Source organism: Cellulomonas humilata, from assembly GCF_030814415.1.
Lineage (GTDB): Bacteria > Actinomycetota > Actinomycetes > Actinomycetales > Cellulomonadaceae > Cellulomonas > Cellulomonas humilata_A.
The window spans coordinates 956,097-973,245 of record NZ_JAUSVB010000002.1 but is presented as its reverse complement, the minus strand read 5'-3'; the positions used below and the strand labels follow the sequence as shown (position 1 = coordinate 973,245).

The window sequence follows — 17,149 nt, the reverse complement described above, 5'->3', positions numbered from 1 at the left end:
CACCAGCGGCACCCCGGGCTCGGGGTGCCGCTCTCGTGCTGTCGGAAGAGACACACGACGCGACACGGGCGTGCGCCTCGCCAACGGGGGGCCGCTCTGCCACGATTCGTCGCATGGTGGACATGGGCGCCGGATGGACCGAGAGCACGGTCGAGGTGGAGGGTCACGACGTCTTCTATCGCGTGAGCGATCCCGTGCCTGGCGCGCTGCCGATCGTGCACGTGCACGGCTTCGCGATCTCAGGCGCGTACCTCATGCCGACGGCCCGAGCGCTGGCCGGGCGGGCGAGCAACGTGGTGCCTGACCTGCCCGGGTACGGCAAGAGCGCGAACTGGGAGTACACGCTCGGCATCCCGGCGCTGGCGCTCGCCCTGCTCAAGATCCTCGACGCCCTGGAGCTGGACCGGGTGGTCCTGGTCGGCAACTCCCTGGGGTGCCCCATCAGTCTCGAGGTCGCGCACGCCGCACCCGACCGCGTCGACCGGATCGTGCTCGTCTCGCCCGCCGGTGGTGTGCACAACCAGGGTCTGGGCCGCGCCGTCCGCCAGCTCGCGATCGACGGAGCGCGGGAGAACCGGAGGATGGCGCGGGTGGCGGTGCCCGACTACCTGCGTTTCGGTCCGGTCAACACCTTCCACCTCTTCAGCGAGATGACCCGGTTCCCGTCCCTGGAGCGGCTCCTGAAGACGCCTGTGCCGACACTGGCCGTCATCGGCAGCAAGGACCCGCTGATGCCGCCGCCCGCGCGGGTCCGGGAGGTGAGCCGGCTGGCCAGCGACCACACCACCGTCGCGCTCATCGAGGGCGCGGCGCACGCGATCAACTTCAGCCACCCCGGCGAGCTCTCGCACGTCATCTCGTCCTGGCTCGACGGCCGCGAGATCGTCGACGACCCCGACTCCCCCGGCTACACCCGGGTGCTGCAGCTCCCGCGGAGCTGACTGCTCAGCTGCCGACGATCCGCTCCACCAGGAGCGCGTGCAGGCGCGGGTCCGCCAGCGGACGGAAGTGCCCCGGCGTGTCGAGCACCACCTCCGTGGCACCTTCGAGCGCGCTCCCCGCCGGGATGTGCGGGTCCCACCAGCTGTACACCGACGTGATCCGGTGGTTGACGGTGCGCTCGGCGTCGAGCGCGACGATGGTGGCGTCGCTCGGGATGAACTCGCGCACTGCCGGAGTCACGAACCAACGGGCGTGCGACGACCCGGCGAAGGGGGTGTTGACCGCGATCATGGAGGCGATGCGAGAGTGGGGATCCTCCCGCAGCATGGCGAGCTTGCCGATCAGTCCACCCTTGCTGTGCGCCACCACGACCACGTCGCGCAGGTCGTGTGCCGCGAGGTTCTGACCGAGCACGCTCGCCCCGCGCAGGACCGGGTGGCGGTTGGTGCCCAGGTCCGGCAGGACGTGGACCCGCACGCCGTGGTCGTGCAGGAGCGTCGCCAGCGGGAGCAGGAAGTGCCACGACTCGTACACCCCGGGGACGAGGACGACCGGTGGCCCGACCGGGTTCTTGGGGCGCCGCAGGGTGTCGGGATCCACCCGAGAGACGATTCCAGCGGCTTGCCACCCGAGCACCGCGGCGTAGTCGCGCGCCCGCCACCAGGTCTGGCGGAGGAGACCGCCGGGAGTCCTCGTCGCATCGTGCATGCCGTCATGGTGCCTCACAACGGGTCTGTTATGGCCCTATCTTGGGCACGTGCCCCGACACCGCCGCCTCGCGAGCCCTGCCGCATGAACATCGTCGTGGGCGCGCTGATCACGCTCGGTGTCACGCTGTTCACGGTGACAGCGATGCTCCTGGTGCGGCGGCGCGCACCGGAGGGCAGCTACTTCAGCGACGGCGACCGCGCGTCCGGCGTGTTCGGGGTGCTGGCGACGGGCTTCTCGGTCCTGCTCGGGTTCATCATCTTCCTGGCGTTCCAGTCCTACGACCAGGCGCGCTCCGGTGCCGAGACCGAGGCCGTCACTGTCGCGCAGCAGGTGCAGACCGCTCAGTTCCTGCCCGCCGACGTGCGCGAGGAGCTCACCGGGCAGCTCGTCTGCTATGCCCGGGCCGTGGTCGGTGTCGAGTGGCCGAGGATGCAGGACGACACGCTGGGCGACGCGTTCAACCCGTGGGGTCCGGAGCTGTTCCAGACCATCAGGACCGTGGACCCGCAGACCGATGTCGAGCAGTCCGCGTACGACCGGTGGATGGACCAGACGTCGACCCGCGAGCAGGCCCGCATCGATCGCGTGCACGGCGCGGAGGGCCTGATCCCCCTGCCCCTGTGGCTGGTCCTGTACGTCATCTCCGCCGTGATCTTCGTGTACGTCCTGTTCTTCGCCGACGCGGCGGAGGGGGCAGTCACGCAGGGGCTGCTGATGGGCAGCGTGACCGTCGTCATCACGCTCCTGCTGCTCCTGCTGGGGTTCTTCGACCATCCGCACGGCGACGAGATAGGCAAGCTGGAGCCGGTCGCGATGGAGCGGACCGCGCGCATCATGGACGCCGAGCTGGCGGAGGTCGGCCTCGACGTGACCCCGCCGTGCGACGCTGCCGGCCAGGCCGGTTGACCTAGCGGCGGACGCCGCGCACCGGAGCCGCCGTGAGCGGGTCGTCGGGCCAGGCGTGCTTGGGGTACCGGCCACGCAGCTCCGCCCGGACCGCCGGGTAGCCCGTGCTCCAGAACGACCCCAGGTCGGCGGTGACGGCCGCGGGGCGCCCGGCAGGCGAGAGCAGGTGCAGCAGCACCGGCACCCGCCCGTCGGCCAGCCGCGGCGTGGCGCGCCACCCGAAGACCTCCTGCAGCCGGACCGGGAGCACCGGCTGGTCGCCGGTGTAGTCCACGCGCAGGCTCGACCCGCTGGGCACCGTGAGGCGCTCGGGCGCGAGAGCGTCGAGCCGGCTCGCGTCGGGCCACGGCAGGAGCCGGCGCAGCGCCTGCACGACGTCGACGCGGCTCAGGTCCCGGGCGCCCCGCACGCGGGCGAGATCCGGTCCCAGCCAGTCCTGGAGGTCCGCCAGGAGCGCGTCGTCGGACACGTCGGGCCACGGCGCACCCACCGCGCGGTGCAGGAACGCCATCCGCTGCCGCAGGCTCGTGGCGGCGTCCGTCCAGCGCAGCAGGGCCAGTCCCTCGCGCGCCAGCCCCTCGCGCAGCGCCTCCACGACGAGCTCTGGCGCCGGGTCGGCGAGAGGCGCGGACGTGAGCTCGATCGCGCCGAGGCGCCGGACGCGCCGCGCGACCACCGCGCCGCCGGCCCAGGCGACGACCTCGTCCTCGCGCAGCAGCGCAGGCGCGGCCTCCGTGGCCAGGTCGAGGTCGATCGGTGCGGCCGACCGGATGGTGGCGTCCCGGCGGCCGGCGCCACGGTCGGCATCGGCGACGGCGAGCCACGGCAGCCCGGTCAGCCCAGAGCCCGGCGGCAGCACCGCTCCCGTCCCCGACGTCATCAGGTACGTCGACCCGCCGGGACGCAGCCGGGCGATGCGGTCGGGATGCGCGAGCGCCACGACGAGCCCGACGGCAAGGTCGTCGCTGAGGTGCTCCGGCGCAGGACCGGACGGGACCGCTGCCCGCAGCCTGCCCAGCTGGGCCCTCCACGGTCCGGACTGCGGTCCCCCGCGGCGCAGGTCACGCAGCGCCGCGACCAGGTCCCCGCCCGGGGTGCGCACGTCGTCGGAGAGCAGGGCGACCACCTCGGCCGCACGGCGTGGCCCGACCAGCGCGGCGCCGTCCAGGAGCCCGCGGGCCAGCCGGGGATCAGCGGGAATCGCGGACACGGCCCGTCCCCGCGCGGTCGGGTGCCCGGCGGCGTCGATGGCGCCCAGCGCGGCGAGCGTCGCCTGCGCGACCGCCATCGCCGCGGCGGGCGGCCGGTCGAGCAGGGCGAGGCCGACGCCGCCCGGGCTCCCCCAGCAGGCCAGCTCGAGCGCGAACGCCGTGAGGTCCGCCGTGAGGATCTCCGGCTCCGGATGGGCGACCAGCCGTGCGTGGTCGTGCGCGGACCAGCACCGGTACACCGCCCCGGGTCCTTCACGCCCCGCGCGGCCCGCCCGCTGCTCGGCGGACGAGCGGCTCACGCCGACGGTCACCAGGCCCGCCAGCCCGCGGCGGTGGTCGGTGCGCGGCTCGCGCGAGAGTCCCGCGTCGACCACCAGCCGGACGCCCGGCACCGTGAGGGACGACTCCGCCACGGCGGTCGAGACGACGACCCGCCGCCGCGGACCCGTCGCCAGGGCCAGGTCCTGCACGGGCGCGGGCAGGCGACCGTGCAAGGGCCGTACGTCGATCCCGTCGAGACCGGTGAGCCGTCGCGCCACGCCGTCGACCTCACCGGCCCCGGGGACGAATACCAGGACATCCCCGGTCCGCTCCTCCAGCGCGCGACGGACCGTCGCCGCGACGTGGTCGAGGAACATCGGCGTCACGCCGCGCTCGTCGGTCCTTGCCGTGCGCGCCGGTGCTGGGCACCAGACCGTCTCCACCGAGAAGAGGGCACCGGCGACCGCGACCACCGGCGCCGGCTCGGTGCCACCGAGGAGCGCCGCGGTGCGCTCGGCCTCGACCGTCGCGGACATCGCCACCACGACGAGGTCGTCGCGCAGGTGGGCCCGAACGTCGACCAGCAGGGCCAGGGTGAGGTCGTCGACGAGGTGCCGCTCGTGGACCTCGTCGAGGATCACCGCACCGACCCCGGGCAGCTCCGGGTCGCGCTGCAACCGCCGCAGGAGCACGCCGGTGGTGACCACCTCCACCCTCGTCGCGGCGCTCGTGGTGCTCTCGCCCCGGACGGAGAAGCCGACCGTGCCACCGACGGGCTCCCCGAGCAGGTGGGCCAGCCGGCGCGCGGCCGCACGTGCCGCGATCCGCCGCGGCTGCGTGACCACGATGCGCCCGGGGACCGCCGCGGCGACGGCCGGCGGGACCAGCGTCGTCTTTCCCGTGCCGGGCGGGGCCTGCACGACGACGACCCCGCGCGCCCGGAGCGCGGCGACGACGTCGACGAGCCCGTCGCGCACCGGCAGGTCGGGCGGGTCGGCGAGCAGCCGCGCGATCGGGTCGTCGTCCACGCACGCAGTCTGCGGGGTCAGGCCGACGATCGCTCCCTCGCCGACTCGACGGGCAGCAGCACGGCGCCGACGAAGAAGCACACCGCGCCCACGAACGTGCCGAGGTTCACCAGCTCGAGGTTGGCCAGCTCGCCCGTGGACCCCACGTAGCGTGCCGCCACCGCGGAGATGCCGAACGCGATCGAGCCGAGCATGTTGAGCGCGGCGATCCGCCATCCGATCGAGCGGTCGGAACGCGGCAGCACCCCCCGGTTCACCTCGGCGTAGGCGAACCAGCTGGCGACGAGGAAGCAGATGGACCCGAGCACGTCCGGCGCCCAGATCAGGTGCCGCGCCTGGGCAGCGCTCAGGTCCGCCTGGGTGGCCGAGTACGTGCTGATGTTGAAGAAGACCGTCCCCACCAGCTGGACCAGCACCGCCCAGAAGTCGATCCGGCGCGGCTTCCAGCCCACCAGCGACGCCAGCCGACGGGGCCGCGCGGACTCCTCGAGCACCCCGCCGGGCGCTCGCAGGGTCTCGTGGAACTGCAGGTAGCCGGCCGACGTGAAGAAGATCGACCCGACGAAGAACGTGCCGGCGACCACGGCCGGGTCGAGCGTGTCGAAGTACAGCGGCACCGAGCCGAGGGCGAAGCAGAGCGAGCCGATGGCGAACAGGCTCCCGATCCACCAGCTCATCGCGCTGGCACGTCCGCCCTCGGCCCGGACGCCGGCGAGCCGCAGCCCGAGACCCTTGCGATGCCGCCGCGAGCTCCACTCGACCTCGCTGCCGTCCGGGCGCGCGAGCACCGCGTGCGTGACGAACCCCGGCGGGCCGTGGGTGTGCAGGACCCGCCAGCCTGCAGGCAGGTCGGGGACGGTCGAGGTCACTGGTGCAGGCCGGTGCGCGCCTTGCTCTTGGCCGCGGCGTGCGCTGGTGACGTCCACACGTCGGGCTTGGCGGTCGGACGCTGCACGGGTTGCTCCGCGACGAGCGCGTCCCACGCGGCCATCAGGTCGCGCAGCAGCAGCTCGACCATCATGCGGCTCAGGTCGAGCCGGACGACGACGCGCAGGAGGTGCACCGCGTCCGCGTCGGGCGGCAGGCTGTACGCGGGCACGATCCAGCCGTCCTCGCGCAGCCGCGCCGACAGGTGGTAGACGTCGAAGCCCGGGTCCCCCTTGATCGAGAAGGTGACCACGGGCTCCGCCAGGCCGGGGTTGAGGATCTCGAAGCGACCGCTCGACTCGAGGCTCTCGTTGAGGAACCGGGCGTTGGCGAGCATCGTCTCGACGATCGCGGTGTACCCGCTGCGCCCGAGCCGCAGGAAGTTGTACATCTGCGCCTGGATCATGGCCGACCCGCGCGAGAAGTTGAACGTGTACGTGGGCTGCGCGCCGCCGAGGTAGTTCACGCTGAAGACGAGGTCCTCGGGCAGCTTCGACGCGTCCCGGAAGATCAGCCAGCCGACGCCCGGGTAGACCAGGCCGTACTTGTGCCCGGACACGTTGATCGACGCGACCTGCTCGAGCCGGAAGTCCCAGCGCAGGTCGGGCTCCGAGAACGGGGCGATGAACGCACCGCTCGCACCGTCGACGTGCAGCGGGATGTCCCACCCCTTCTCGGCCTTGATCCGCACCAGGAGGTCGTTGATCTCCTCGATGGGATCCGCCTCGCCGATGTGCGTCGTCCCCAGCACCGCGCCGACGGCGATCGTGTTCTCGTCGACGTGCGCCTCGACGTCGTGCGCGCTGAGCACGAACCGGTCCGCCTTCATCGGCACCTTGCGCATCTCGACGTCGAAGTAGTTGGCGAACTTGTCCCACACCACATGGGTCTCCGCACCGAAGACCACGTTCGGCCGGTCCGTCGGCAGCCCCGCGGCCCGCCGCCGGTCCCGCCAGGCACGCTTGTGGGCGAGCAGGCCGAGCATGATCGCCTCGGAGGACCCGATCGTGGCCACCCCGACGACGGCTCGGGAGTCGGGAGCGTTGAAGAGGTCGCCCAGCATGTGCACGCAGGCTTCCTCGATCAGCGACGCCGCCGGGTACTCCTCGTGGTCGATGTGGTTCTTGCGGAGCGTGTCGTGGATCAGCTTCTCCGCCTGCGGCTCCATCCAGGTGGTGACGAAGGACGCGAGGTTGAGCGTCTCCCGGCCGTCGAGCATGAGGCCCGTGTGGAGGAGCTCGTAGGCCTCGTCCGGCTCCAGGCCGTGGGCGGGGAACGTCCCGCGGTCGATGTGCTCGCGGAAGCTGGGCCGGCCGTGGATCGGGCCGAACGGGTCGGACGTCTCGCTCACCTGTGCTCCTCCAGTGTCATCCGTCCGGAGCCGGCTGACTGCCTCCCCGGCACGCACCTGCGCGTCGAACGTAGCGCGGTCCGTCCCGAAATGTCCCCACCGGTAGGGTCCGGATGGTGGCCTGGTACGACGCGACCTTCGTGCAGACCGGTCGCTCGCCCGCGCTGTGGGCGCTGGTCGGGTTCCTCGTCACCTTCGCCCTGGTGCGGACCATCACGCGGCGGATCCACGCCCGGCAGGCAGCACGCGCCGAGGACTCCGGTCCGATCAAGGACGTCTTCATCGGTGGCGTGCACGTGCACCACCAGGTGTGGGGCATCCTGCTCGTGCTCGTCTCCGGGCTGCTGACGTTCCGGTTCCGGCCCGAGTCGCCGTGGATCGACGTCCTCGCGCTGGTGTTCGGCGCCGGCGCCGCCCTCACGCTCGACGAGTTCGCGCTCTGGTTCCACCTGGACGACGTCTACTGGTCCACCGAGGGACGCAAGTCCATCGACGCGATCCTGGTCGGGGCTGCCCTGGGCGGTGCGATCCTGCTCGGGGTCTCCCCCATCGGCAGCACCAACAGCACGAACGCGCCCGCGTGGCTCTACTCGATCCTCGTCGCCACGCACCTGGCGTTCGCGCTGGTCTGCGTCCTCAAGGGCAAGCTCGCGACGGGGATCCTGGGTGTCGTCGTCCCGACGCTCGCCTGGATCGGCGCCGCGCGACTGGCGAAGCCGGGCTCCTACTGGGCTCGTCGCCGGTACCGCGGGAAGAAGCTCGAACGGTCGCGACGTCGGTTCGGCCCGGCGTACCAGGCCCGGCGCGACCGCCTCCGCGACCTGCTGGGTGGGACCCCGGCCGAAGGTCCCGAAGGGTCCCCGCCCGTCGACAGGTAACATCGACCGTTCCCCCGCGCGCCCCGGCTCTCGTGCTCCCTGCTCGTCGGCCACTCCCTGACGACCAGCTAGGACCCGCACGATGACTGCCCTCACCACGACCCCTCCGACGCTCGACGGCGTCGACCCCGCCGAGCTCGACGTGTTCCTGCGGGTCGCGGACCAGATCAGCCGGCTCCCGTCCGACCACCCGCACCTGGCGCTGGCCCGCCGCGCGACGTCGGCGCTGTTCAAGGCCGCCAAGAAGCAGCGGCGCGCCGAGAAGCGGGACGCCATCAGCGCCGCCGACCGTGCGGTCATCCACGCGACGGCTACCGGCAGCCCCGGTCGCATCGACGACGAGACCCAGGGCATCCCGCTCGTCTCCAGCGCGCAGGGGGCGACCGCGGGGACGCTGCTCAAGGCCCGGCCCTGCTACATCTGCAAGGAGCCGTACGTCGAGGTCGACGCGTTCTACCACCAGCTGTGCCCGGCGTGCGCACGGCTCAACCACGCCAAGCGTGACGCCCGCACCGACCTCACTGGCAAGCGCGCGCTGCTCACCGGCGGCCGCGCCAAGATCGGCATGTACATCGCGCTGCGGCTCCTGCGGGACGGCGCGACGACGACGATCACCACCCGGTTCCCCCGCGACGCCGCCCGCCGGTTCGCCGCGATGCCCGACAGCGCCGACTGGCTCGACCGGCTCAGCATCGTCGGCATCGACCTGCGCGACCCGGCCCAGGTCGTCGCGCTCGCGGACTCCGTCGCCGCGCAGGGGCCGCTCGACATCCTCATCAACAACGCCGCGCAGACCGTCCGCCGCTCCCCCGGCGCGTACACGCACCTCGCGGACGCCGAGCTGGAGCCGCTTCCAGACCGCCCGCTGCCGCAGATCACGACGTTCGGCCGGACGAGCAGCGCCCACCCGGTAGCGCTCGCCGGGTCGGTCACCGAGCTGACGAGCATCTCGGCCGGCGTCGCGACGCTGGCACTGACCGCCGAGCACGCCTCGCTCGAGCGGCTCGTGGCCGGCACCGCGATCGACGCGGGTGGCCTGGTGCCCGACACCGCGGAGACCAACAGCTGGGTCCACACGGTCGACCAGGTGGACCCGATGGAGCTGCTCGAGGTCCAGCTGTGCAACCAGACCGCGCCGTTCATCCTGGTCAGCCGCCTGCGCGGTGCCATGAAGGCGACCGAGGGCGCCCGCGCGTACGTGGTCAACGTCTCCGCCATGGAGGGCGTCTTCTCCCGCGGCTACAAGGGTCCCGGGCACCCGCACACCAACATGGCCAAGGCCGCCCTCAACATGCTGACCCGCACCAGCGCGACCGAGCTGGCGACCGACGGCATCCTCATGACGAGCGTCGACACGGGCTGGATCACCGACGAGCGCCCGCACCCCACCAAGGTCCGGCTGGCCGAGGAGGGCTTCCACGCCCCGCTCGACCTGGTCGACGGAGCGGCCCGCGTGTACGACCCGATCGTGCGTGGCGAGGCCGGCGAGGACCTGTACGGGTGCTTCCTGAAGGACTACGTGCGTTCCGCCTGGTAGTCCCCAGAGGCGGGCTGCACATATGTGCACCACGATGGGCGCGTGCATCGCGACCTGAGCGCCCACCTGTCTCTCGACGTCACCTCCCCCACGACGCTCGCCTTCGAGCTCGCCGTGTCCACGCAGCTCGCCGCGCGGGAGTCGCTGCGGGTCACGCTGGACGGTGCGCCGGTCCAGGTGGACGAGGTCCCCGACCACCACGGGACGCGTCTGCACGTCGTGCGGGCCGACGTCGGCCGTCTCGTCCTGGACTACTCGGCCTCGGTCGACGGTCGCGCGGCTCCGGTCACCTCCGAGGAGGCCGACCTGCTGCGCTACCTGCGGCCGAGCCGGTACTGCGAGTCCGACACGCTCGGGCCGACCGCGCACGCCGAGTTCGCGGGCCTGCACGGGTACGACCTGCTCTCGGCCGTGAGCTCCTGGGTCGGGTCCAGGTTGTCCTACGTCCCGGGGTCGAGCCTGCCCACCGACGGTGCGGTGCAGACCCTCCTGGGCCGTGAGGGCGTCTGCCGCGACTACGCGCACCTCGTCATCGCCCTGCTGCGCGCCCTGGACGTGCCGGCCCGGCTGGTGTCGGTCTACGCACCCGGTCTGTCGCCCATGGACTTCCACGCCGTGGCGGAGGCGCACCTGGACGGCCAGTGGTACGTCGTCGACGCGACGACCCTGGCGCCGCGCACGAGCCTGGTGCGGATCGCGACCGGCCGCGACGCCTCGGACACCGCGTTCCTCAACGTGCACCACGGATACGCCGACCTCGACGAGCTGGTGGTCACCGCCGTCGCGGACGTCCTGCCCGACGACGACGTGCGGGACCTGGTCACGCTCGGCTGAGACCCGCGCTGCTAGCCTCCGGGACGTGACAGAACCGGACGAGACAGGCGGGACCACCACCCGCCGACGCCGCTCCTTCCTCGCCCGGCGGACCGGCACCGACGACTTCGGGATCGTCCTGTCCCTGCTGGTCACGGCCTACGTGGCCTACGCGCTGAGCTCCGCGTTGTGGGTCGAGCTGGTCGTCCTCGTGCTGTACCTCTTCACGCTCGGGCTGGCGGTCCGGACCTCCCGGCCCATGCCCCACCAGAAGCGGTTCGTCCGCGTCGTGCTCGTCGTGTCGGCGGTCGTCGTCGTGGTGGCGCTCCTCGCCCTCCCCCAGGCCACGGCCGACGGCGTGATCGATGCCGTGGTCTGCGTGATCCTCATGACGGCCCTGGTGGTGATCCTCGACCGGATCCTTCGGCGGACCGCCGTCACGGTGCAGTCGCTCGCAGGTGCCCTGAGCGCCTACCTGATCATCGGGATGTTCTTCGCGAGCCTCTTCGGTGTCATGGACGCGCTCACCGCCGGTCCGTTCTTCGCCTCCGGCGAGGCAGCGAACGCGCGCTCGTACCAGTACTTCTCGTACACGACCCTCACCACGCTCGGGTACGGCGACTACACCGCCGCCGAGTTCCCGGGACGCAGCATCGCGACGTTCGAGGCGCTCGTCGGACAGGTGTTCCTCGCGGTCCTGGTCGCCCGGCTCGTCGCGTCGTTCCACGGCCGCGCGGAAGTCCTGCCGGCGCACACCGACGACTGACGGGCGCCCGCAGGCTCAGGCGGTGATGCCGCTCGTCGACGCGACGACGTCGCCGATCTTGCGGGACAGCGCCTCGTAGAACATCGACAGCGGGAACTCGTCGTCCAGGACCGCGTCGGTGAACCCCTTGGGCGGTCCGTCCAGCGGCAGGTCGCCGCGCGCCCACACCGACGCGGGGTGCGGCGTCACGGTGCCGGACACCAGCGCGTACGCGGCGAGCCAGTGCGCGGTCTTCGGCCGGTCGATCGAGCGCCAGTACAGCTGCTCGATCTGCTCGGCGAGCGCGATCACCGCGTCCGGTACCTGCGGCCAGTCGATCGTCAGCCGCGAGTCCGTCCAGTGCAGCACGTGGTGCTGGTGCAGCCAAGCGAACAGCAGCTGACCGCCCAGGCCGTCGTAGTTGCGCACCCGCGTCCCGGTCACCGGGAACCGGAACAGACGGTCGAACAGGATCGCGTACTGCACGTAGCGGGCGTGCGGCACGCCCTCACCCTCGAGCCGGACGGCCGCGCGGAACGCCGTCAGGTCGCAGCGCAGCTCCTCCAGCGAGTAGAGGAAGAACGGCATCCGCTGCTTGATCATGAACGGGTCGAACGGCAGGTCGCCGCGCATGTGGGTGCGGTCGTGGACCAGGTCCCACAGGACGAACGTCTCCTCGGCGAGCCGCTGGTCGTCCAGCAGCCGCGCAGCGTCCGGCGGCAGCGCCAGCCGGGTGGTGTCGGCGGCGGCTCGGACGACCCGGCGGAACCGGGCGGCCTCGCGGTCCGCGAAGATCGCGCCCCACGTGAACGTCGGCACCTCGCGGACGGCGACCGTCTCCGGGAAGAGCACCGCGGAGTTGGTGTCGTAGCCGGGGGTGAAGTCGAGGAACGTCACGGGGACGAAGAGCGCGTTGCTGAACTGCTCGGCCTCGAGGTGCGCGACGAGGTCGGGCCAGCGCACCTGCAGCAGGACGGCCTCGATGCGCCGGTCGGTGCTGCCGTTCTGCGTGTACATCGGGAAGAGCACCAGGTGGGCCAGACCGTCGACACGCTGCCGCTGCGGGTGGAACGCGACGAGGGCATCGAGGAAGTCCGGGATCCCGAACCCCGTCTCGGACCAGCGCGTCAGGTCCTTGCCGACCGCCGTCAGGTAGTCCTCGTCGTGCGGCAGCGCAGGCGCGAGCTCGTCGACGGACCGGGCGATCGCGTGCACCAGCTCCCGGGCACGGGGGTGCTGCTCCTCGTCCGGGACGGACCCGTCCTTGACCTGCAAGCCCTGGAGCTCGGTGACGTCCCGCTTCAGCCGGCTCCACGCCGGGTGGGACACGAGCTCGTCGTGACGATCGTCGGCGGTGACAGCAGCGGCGGGGCGCGCCGCCCAGATCGCCGCGTTGAGCAGCACCTCCGGCGCCTCGAGCACGTCGACGCCCAGCACGAGCAGCCGGCCGTGCCCGTCGCGCACACCGGCGCCCACGGTGAGGCCGAGCGCCTGGCTGCCCGTGGCCGTGCGCAGGAGCGGCGCGGCGGGACCCTCGACGTCGAGGGTCGCGTGCACGGGCAGCACCACGTCGGTGGTCCACGCGAGGAGGTCGTCGGCGGTGAGGTCGGCAGGGACGAGTCCGCTCGCCGGCGCCGAGGAGGCGTGCACGGTGATCCCGCGGGAGGCGAGCAGGCCGGCGACCTCCGGCGTCTCGGAGCCGGTCGCGAGCACGACCACACCCGTGCGCGTGGTGTCGCCCGCGGGGGTCGTCCCCGGCAGGACGAGGACCAGGTCGGGGTCGTCGTCGGCAGCGACGAAGGCCAGGCCGTGGAGCTCCAGGTGGGCTCGCTGAGCGGGCGCCAGATCACCTGTCGCGTGGACGGTCGGGAACAGCCTCATGCGTTATCTCACCATTCGGACGGCAGCGTTACTGCACGGTACGTTTCGCGCGCCGCCCGGTCAACGATCTCAGGGGCGCAAGAACGTCAGCGCGCTCAGGCCCGCGATGAACGCCACCGCCACCCCGACGACGACGAGCGCCACCCGCAGCCCGCGCCGGCTGTCCCCCGTCCAGTGCGCCTCGAGCGTGTCCTTCGAGGTCAGGTAGCGCAGCGCCAGCCGGGTGCCGGGCGCGGGCGCGACGACGTCGTCCACCGGCGCGGTGATGCCGAGCGCGCGCGGGTCCGCCTGCACCGCCGCGGCCGCACCGTCGTCGGTCGCCGCGAGCAGGTGGCTGAGGTCCTCGACCGGCGGTGCCGTCGCCGGGCCGGGCGCCGGCGCGACGATCGGGGCGTCCACCGGCAGTGCCAGCCGGCTCGCCGCCGTCAGCGCCGCTCCCAGGCAGACCGCGTACTTCGGGTGCGCATCGACGACCACCGGGACGCCGAGCTCCGCCGCAATGAGCTCGGAGACCAGCGGGATCCGGCTCGAGCCGCCCGTGAGCAGGACCGCGTCCAGGTCGTGCGGCGCCAGCCCCGCGGACTCGATCGTGCGGGCCAGGGTGTCGATCGTCCGCAGCACGTCGATCCGGATGGCACTCTCCAGCTCGGCCCGGGTCATCCGCACCTCGCGCGTGATCCCCGGCAGGATCACCGGGATCGTCGCCTCGACGTCCTGCGACAGCGTCTCCTTGGCCAGCACCGCCGCCTCCCGGACGGCAGCGAGCCCGTGCCGGACGGCAGGCTCGTCCACGTCGAGCGACGTCCACGCGCGGCCGAGGGTCGACGCCACGTGGTTCATCACCACCTGGTCCACGTCCTGCCCACCGATGTGCTCGTCTCCCCCGGGCTCGCCCCGCAGCTCGTAGCCGTCGGCCGTCTTCTCGACGACCGCCGCATCGAAGGTGCCGCCGCCGAAGTCGTACACGGCCACGACCGCACCCGTCGGCACACGGCGCAGCGCCGCATAGTGCACGGCCGCTGCCACCGGCTCGGCGAGGAGGCCGACGTCGGCCAGGTGGGCCTCGCCCGCGGCGGCGACGAGCAGGTCCCGCCGCAGGTCGCCCCACCCGGCGGGATGCGTCAGCGTCACGTGCGCCGCCGGGCCGCCCTCGCGCGCGGTCACCGTCTCGACCACCCACCGCAGCAGCGTGCCCGTCAGCACCTCCGGCGCGAAGCTCTCGTCGCCCAGCAGCAGGCCCGTCGGGTCCCCCATGCGGCGCTTGAACCCGCGGCCCAGCCGTTCGGGCTCGAGCACGCCGCGACGCACCGCCGCGTCGCCCACCAGGAGCGAGCCGTCCGACCGCAGCAGCACCGCCGACGGGATCGTGTCCGTCCGGTCCCCGAGGGCCACGGTGGCCGCCCGGCCGTCGCGCCAGACCGCCGCGGCCGTGTAGGCAGTCCCGATGTCGATGCCGAGCGTGTACGAGCTCACTGCACTCCCCTCTGCACGATGCACTGGGACGCGACCGCCTTGAACCGCTGGCACTCGGCCTGCGCGGTGGGCTCGTCCGGGAAGCCCTCGGTGAAGACCACCCAGTTCGGCACGCCGTTCGCTCCTTCCTGGAACGCCGTGGAGTCGGCACTGTTCTTGAGCTGCACCCCCAGCGCACCCGCTCCCTGGAGCGCCGCGACCATGGTGTCGGCCGCGCCGGCGTTCGCGGTGTCGTCCTGCGGGAAGTTGCCCCACCGGACGTAGAAGCCCTGCGGCTCGAACGGTGCCCCCGCCGGTGCGGCCGCCGTCTCGGTCGGCTCGGGCGTCTCCGTGGCGATGGCTTCCGCGGGTGGCACCGTCTCGCACATCTCCTCGCCGAACGAACCCGGCACGTCGCCGGCGACGGCACGCACCTGGAAGCAGTGCTCGCCCTCGGTCAGCCCTTCCCACAAGAACCTCGTCTGGACCGGATCGTCCACAACCTCGCTGGACGTACCCGCAACGCCCTTCGTCCACTCCTGGATCCCGTACGCGGTGGCGTACGGGCTGTGGACCCACACCACCCGGACCCCGCCGGGTACCGGCTCCAGCTCCGCGATCTCGACGGGCGGTGGCGTGCCCTCGCGGAGCACCGCCGCCCCACCCTGCCCGCGCAGCCACAGGTAGCCGAGCACGGCCGCGACGACGAGCAGCAGCGCGAGCACGATCCAGAGCTTGCGGATCACGGCGCGCTGCTCGAACGTGCCGGGGAGCTCCCCGACGCGGTCCGACCTGCTCACCCGGTACGTCACCGTGAACGCGTGCGGGACCGGCTTGCCGAGCAGCTTGGGGTTGCGCGCCTGGACCGCGAGGTACGCGGGCACGGTCCGTCCCGCCGGCACCTCGACGACCTGCGGTGCCAGCACGAAGCGGAGCAGCTCCGCCGCGTCGGCCACCTCCAGCGACACCGAGAGGTCCGTCGTCCCCGTGTTCCGCAGCTCCACGCGGAACCGGCCCGCGCGGGCGCCCTTGGGTCCGTCGGGGCGCAGCCGCACGTCCAGACCCTGCACCGGGCTGACGACCACGTCGCCCTCGACGACCGCCGCGACGTCACGGTTCTCGAGCGAGACGCACCGCACGCCGAAGGGGATCGTGCCCACCGGAGCGGCCGGCGCGGGCGGCGGGCGGAACACGATCTCGACCGTCTGCTCCTCGGACTCCCCCGGCAGCACCGAGACGTGCTGCGGGACCACGGTCGACCACCGCGCCGCCTCGCCGAGGACCTCGACGCGGTACTGGGCGACGATGTCACCGACGTTGCGGACCGTCACCCGGGTGCGGACCTGGCCCCCGGGGTCCGTGGCGAGCGTGCCCTGGGCAAGGACGAGCACAGGATCCATGTCGGGGCCCCCTCCCGATCGGGCAGTGCCGGACGTATCTCTGCGACGGCTCGCGTCTCTACTATCGACGTACGGATTGTCCTAGTTGTGAAGACACGACCGTATCGGGGGATGTCGTGGATCGTGAGGTCGAGGACGGGACGTCGGCGGGCAGGGCTGCCTGGTTCGCCGATCGGTTCGACGCGCTGGCGGCGAACGTCGAGTCGTTCATCAAGGGCAAGAGCGACGTCGTGCGCATGGCCCTGATCTGCATGCTGGCGGAGGGCCACCTGCTGCTGGAGGACGTGCCGGGCACCGGCAAGACGTCGCTGGCCAAGGCCATGTCGCAGTCGATCGACGGCTCGATGCGCCGCATCCAGTTCACGCCGGACCTGCTGCCGTCGGACGTCACCGGCGTGCAGGTCTACGACTCGGGCAAGCGGGAGTTCGTGTTCCACCCCGGAGCCGTGTTCGCCAACATCGTGCTCGGTGACGAGATCAACCGCGCGTCGCCCAAGACGCAGTCGGCGCTGCTCGAGGTCATGGCCGAGCGCCAGGTCACCATCGACTCGATCCCGTACCTGGTGCCGCGGCCGTTCATCGTGATCGCCACCCAGAACCCCGTCGAGCAGGGCGGCACGTACGACCTGCCCGAGGCCGAGCTCGACCGGTTCATGATGCGCGCCACGCTGGGCTATCCGGACCACGACTCGGAGGTCCAGGTGGTCACCAACATCACCGCGGGCCGGACCACCGACGAGCTCCAGGCCGTCATGAGCACCATGGACCTGCAGCAGATGAACCAGATCGCGTCGTCCGTGCACCTCGCACCCGCGGTGCTGGCCTACATCGTCACGATCACCGCGTCGACCAGGACGCTGCCGGAACTGCGGCTCGGGATCAGCCCGCGCGGCACCATCGCGGTCGCCAAGGCCGCCCAGGCGTTCGCCGCCGCGCAGGGTCGCTCCTTCGTCACCGCCGACGACGTCAAGGCCGTCCTGCACTACGTGCTGCCGCACCGGATGATCCTGCGGCCCGAGGCCGAGCTCCAGGGTCGGACGGCGCACGAGCTGCTGGCGACCCTCGTCACCTCCGTTCCCGTGCCCCAGGTGCGAGCCGGGGTGTGA

14 protein-coding genes are annotated in these 17,149 nt (G+C 72.4%); 7 read left to right on the top strand and 7 right to left on the bottom strand.

The window, feature by feature from the left end; translation table 11 throughout:
• The first annotated feature begins 113 nt into the window (after window positions 1-113).
• A complete protein-coding gene (locus J2X26_RS10430; protein WP_307492015.1) occupies window positions 114-941 on the top strand; it encodes an alpha/beta fold hydrolase in 828 nt (275 codons plus the stop codon).
• Between the two features lie 4 nt (window positions 942-945).
• On the opposite strand, the gene J2X26_RS10425 is transcribed toward J2X26_RS10430, so the two are convergent.
• Window positions 946-1,650 carry an esterase/lipase family protein gene (locus J2X26_RS10425; protein WP_307492014.1) on the bottom strand — a complete coding sequence of 235 codons (705 nt, stop codon included), beginning with the start codon at window positions 1,648-1,650 and terminating at the stop codon, window positions 946-948.
• 84 nt (window positions 1,651-1,734) lie between these two features.
• Between J2X26_RS10425 and J2X26_RS10420 the strand changes: the two genes are divergently transcribed.
• Window positions 1,735-2,559, top strand: a complete 825-nt coding sequence (locus J2X26_RS10420; RefSeq protein WP_307492013.1) for a hypothetical protein — start codon at window positions 1,735-1,737, stop codon at window positions 2,557-2,559.
• 1 nt (window position 2,560) lies between these two features.
• Here J2X26_RS10420 and hrpB read toward each other — a convergent pair whose 3' ends face one another.
• The 3 genes from hrpB to J2X26_RS10405 are packed head-to-tail and all read right to left on the bottom strand — an operon-like array spanning window position 2,561 to window position 7,337.
• A complete protein-coding gene (gene hrpB, locus J2X26_RS10415; RefSeq protein WP_307492012.1) occupies window positions 2,561-5,059 on the bottom strand; it encodes an ATP-dependent helicase HrpB in 2,499 nt (832 codons plus the stop codon).
• A gap of 17 nt (window positions 5,060-5,076) precedes the next feature.
• A complete protein-coding gene (locus J2X26_RS10410) occupies window positions 5,077-5,928 on the bottom strand; it encodes a YrhK family protein (RefSeq protein WP_307492010.1) in 852 nt (283 codons plus the stop codon).
• The gene (locus J2X26_RS10405; RefSeq protein WP_307492009.1) at window positions 5,925-7,337 is read right to left on the bottom strand and encodes a glutamate decarboxylase; all 1,413 of its coding nucleotides are present in this window, start codon (window positions 7,335-7,337) and stop codon (window positions 5,925-5,927) included. Before J2X26_RS10405 ends, J2X26_RS10410 begins: the two co-directional genes overlap by 4 nt.
• Before the next feature lie 116 nt (window positions 7,338-7,453).
• Here J2X26_RS10405 and J2X26_RS10400 point away from each other — a divergent pair, with 116 nt between their 5' ends.
• The 4 genes from J2X26_RS10400 (at window position 7,454) to J2X26_RS10385 (ending at window position 11,331) form a co-directional block, all read left to right on the top strand.
• Entirely contained in the window at window positions 7,454-8,215 is a 762-nt protein-coding gene (locus tag J2X26_RS10400) for a hypothetical protein (protein WP_307492008.1), read from the top strand.
• Between the two features lie 82 nt (window positions 8,216-8,297).
• On the top strand, window positions 8,298-9,752 hold the full coding sequence (locus tag J2X26_RS10395; protein WP_307492007.1) for an SDR family oxidoreductase: 1,455 nt from the start codon (window positions 8,298-8,300) through the stop codon (window positions 9,750-9,752).
• A gap of 42 nt (window positions 9,753-9,794) precedes the next feature.
• Window positions 9,795-10,586 carry a transglutaminase-like domain-containing protein gene (locus J2X26_RS10390; protein WP_307492005.1) on the top strand — a complete coding sequence of 264 codons (792 nt, stop codon included), beginning with the start codon at window positions 9,795-9,797 and terminating at the stop codon, window positions 10,584-10,586.
• Window positions 10,587-10,611: 25 nt separating this feature from the next.
• Complete coding sequence (locus J2X26_RS10385; protein ID WP_307492002.1) at window positions 10,612-11,331, top strand: potassium channel family protein; 720 nt, start codon at window positions 10,612-10,614, stop codon at window positions 11,329-11,331.
• Between the two features lie 15 nt (window positions 11,332-11,346).
• Here the strand turns inward: J2X26_RS10385 and J2X26_RS10380 are convergent, their stop codons facing one another.
• The 3 genes from J2X26_RS10380 to J2X26_RS10370 form a co-directional block, all read right to left on the bottom strand.
• Window positions 11,347-12,696: a DUF6421 family protein gene (locus tag J2X26_RS10380; protein ID WP_439897844.1), complete on the bottom strand. Its 1,350-nt coding sequence runs from the start codon at window positions 12,694-12,696 to the stop codon at window positions 11,347-11,349.
• A gap of 564 nt (window positions 12,697-13,260) precedes the next feature.
• Window positions 13,261-14,664 (bottom strand): Hsp70 family protein, encoded by a 1,404-nt coding sequence (locus J2X26_RS10375; RefSeq protein WP_307492001.1) that lies wholly within the window; start codon window positions 14,662-14,664, stop codon window positions 13,261-13,263.
• Window positions 14,661-16,043 carry a COG1470 family protein gene (locus J2X26_RS10370; RefSeq protein WP_307492000.1) on the bottom strand — a complete coding sequence of 461 codons (1,383 nt, stop codon included), beginning with the start codon at window positions 16,041-16,043 and terminating at the stop codon, window positions 14,661-14,663. Before J2X26_RS10370 ends, J2X26_RS10375 begins: the two co-directional genes overlap by 4 nt.
• Before the next feature lie 116 nt (window positions 16,044-16,159).
• Between J2X26_RS10370 and J2X26_RS10365 the strand changes: the two genes are divergently transcribed.
• On the top strand, window positions 16,160-17,149 hold the full coding sequence (locus J2X26_RS10365) for an AAA family ATPase (RefSeq protein ID WP_307491999.1): 990 nt from the start codon (window positions 16,160-16,162) through the stop codon (window positions 17,147-17,149).